Annotated in this window: 2 protein-coding genes; one reads left to right on the plus strand and one right to left on the minus strand. The window is 39.1% G+C overall.

Annotation, left to right across the window (positions count from 1 at the left end; genetic code table 11):
- Window positions 1-210 precede the first annotated feature (210 nt).
- Window positions 211-1,608, minus strand: a complete 1,398-nt coding sequence (locus GNF10_RS36495) for an IS4 family transposase (RefSeq protein ID WP_260446230.1) — start codon at window positions 1,606-1,608, stop codon at window positions 211-213.
- 130 nt (window positions 1,609-1,738) lie between these two features.
- Between GNF10_RS36495 and GNF10_RS36500 the strand changes: the two genes are divergently transcribed.
- The gene (locus tag GNF10_RS36500) at window positions 1,739-2,113 is read left to right on the plus strand and encodes a hypothetical protein (RefSeq protein WP_185584343.1); all 375 of its coding nucleotides are present in this window, start codon (window positions 1,739-1,741) and stop codon (window positions 2,111-2,113) included.
- Window positions 2,114-2,198: the final 85 nt, after the last annotated feature.

The following is a 2,198-nucleotide window of genomic DNA, read 5'->3' on the forward strand; positions in this document are numbered from 1 at the left end:
CAATACTGCTCGGTTAAGGGAAAATAGATAGTGGAATAAATCATAATTTGTTCGCGTGTGGCTTACGAGAACAAAAACAGCTAAAAACGTTGCTTGTACCTGAAGGCACTCTCGAAAAATTTAATTGTCAATTGCTGAGAAGATTTTTAACCTGTTGAACTATGAATTGAGGATGAACAATTTACTGTATCGCCCAAATAATAGATGTATTCAACTTGCTTTCCTAAAAATTTGAAAGGATAATAGTTGTCGAGGAGTGCCATTATTTCTATGACATCGTTTCTTACTCTGAAATTTTGAGCGGGTTTTCTTGACGACTCTGGGATTACTTCTGTGCTGTGGTGGTGGAATTTTTAACTCTACAATTTCGTCAGTTAACCAACTAAAAAATACATTAATATCTGGGAATATTTCTACTGCAATCTGGAACAAAGGGATAGCACGTCTAATCACTCTAAGGCTGCCAGTAAAACTTAGACGTAATGGAGATAATCCTACTTTCTCAGCACTTTGAAACATTAAACAGCGTATACAATAATGTCCCAGTAACCAGCCATAAATTTCTTGGACTACTTCACGAGGATTTTTAGAGCGGATAGGAGTTTTCCGACCATTGAGATGAACTTTTAATTCATCCAAAGTATTCTCTGCTTCCCATCGCTGGTGATACTCAGTCGCTAGAAGTAAAGCAGGAAAAGTCTTAATATCCATCAAATCGGTAATCAGACGATAAACTTTTTCTATCCCATTCTCTTCAACAACATATTCAATTACACGGATTGGGATTCGGGTTGCACCTTTCTTTTTAGACTGACCATCCGGTGCAATCCATGACTTATAAGAACCATCATCAAAAGTTTGAACAACCTCGAATTTAACGTGAGCTGGTACACGTCCAAGAATATGGCATTTTTGTTTAATTGCGGCATCAACCATCTTGAATGAATGTAGTCCCCTATCCCACATCAGCAACATCCCATCACTAACACTTCGTAATAATTTTAAAGCTCCTTTTCTTTCACCAATTCGATAAGGACTAATGAATGCATCGGTAATTAAATGAGTACCTGCTTCCACCAAAAAAACTAACCTAGCTTTCGGGAATGCCGGATATGTGCCAGGGCGAGAACCAGGATAACCAAATACTCTGGCGTTTTCTTGAGTATCGGGAATGTCCATTACTGTCCCATCTACAGCCATTATTCTCAATCCTCCCAAAAAAGCACCTGGCGTTAAAACTGTTGCTAATGGCTTTGCAACCATCTCAAATAAACGAGTCATTACAGATGCTCCGGTTCGTTGCCGTGCTTCGGTAATTGATGAAGAAGTTGGTGTTTTAAAACGTATCAATTCCGGTATTCGTAAACTGGCAAAACCATGAATCAGATTTTTGAACACCGATACAACAGAGTCCGATGACCAAAAACTCATGGCAATTACCAAAACCACAACTACATGAGTCGGAAGTATTCGTTGTCGTTGCCCAACAGAAGAAGTACTGATAATTGCGTTCGTTATGGTTTGAGATGGAATTACTTTATCCATTGCCAGAAGTAATTGGCTTGGGGTAATGTAGGGCTGTTGAACCTCAAAGTTAACAAGTGACATTAACAAGACGGTACTGACGTTTAATTTTAGCTGTAAAATAATATAAGCTAAAATCAGTTTTGTTCGCGTAATTTATCCGCGAACACTGCAACCCCCTCCCTAATCACTATACGCACTCTTGTTTTGCCAGATGGTTGACTCTGACATTATTTCTAGAGCCGAACTCCTACAACAAGCCATTGCGACTTTACAAATCTCTATTCAACAAATTCAGGCTTCAGGGGAAGTAGCACCACCTGGTTGTTGTGTTTTGCGTTACCAAGCACGTGGGAAAAAGCAAGCTTATTGGTACTATAAATTACACGCTACCAAACCAATTTTTTCCACAACTCAACCCAACAAATTGAGTAAATATAAGCATTTGGGTAAGGCAGGAAGCCCTGCTCATATTAATGCTGTCCTCTCCGTAGCTAGAAGAACCCAAATCGATTACTTAACTGAGTGCATCGACTCTCTTCGTCAAAATTGGGTGGACTTGTACGATAGCCTCAAAGAGAAAAAGTAAGTCTCATTATTTTATTCGCGTCAATCATCCGCGAACACTATTTTCTTTGTTTTACCCTCTATTTCTCCTTAACCGAGCAGTATTG

Source organism: Nostoc sp. UCD121 (assembly GCF_014222285.1).
In the GTDB taxonomy this organism is placed as follows: Bacteria; Cyanobacteriota; Cyanobacteriia; order Cyanobacteriales; family Nostocaceae; genus Nostoc.

Bases quoted from the DNA above. Each gene is read 5' to 3' on its own strand.
- GNF10_RS36500 (WP_185584343.1), top strand. From the start codon at position 1,739: ATGGTTGACTCTGACATTATTTCTAGAGCCGAACTCCTACAACAAGCC.
- GNF10_RS36495 (WP_260446230.1), bottom strand. From the start codon at position 1,608: ATGTCACTTGTTAACTTTGAGGTTCAACAGCCCTACATTACCCCAAGC.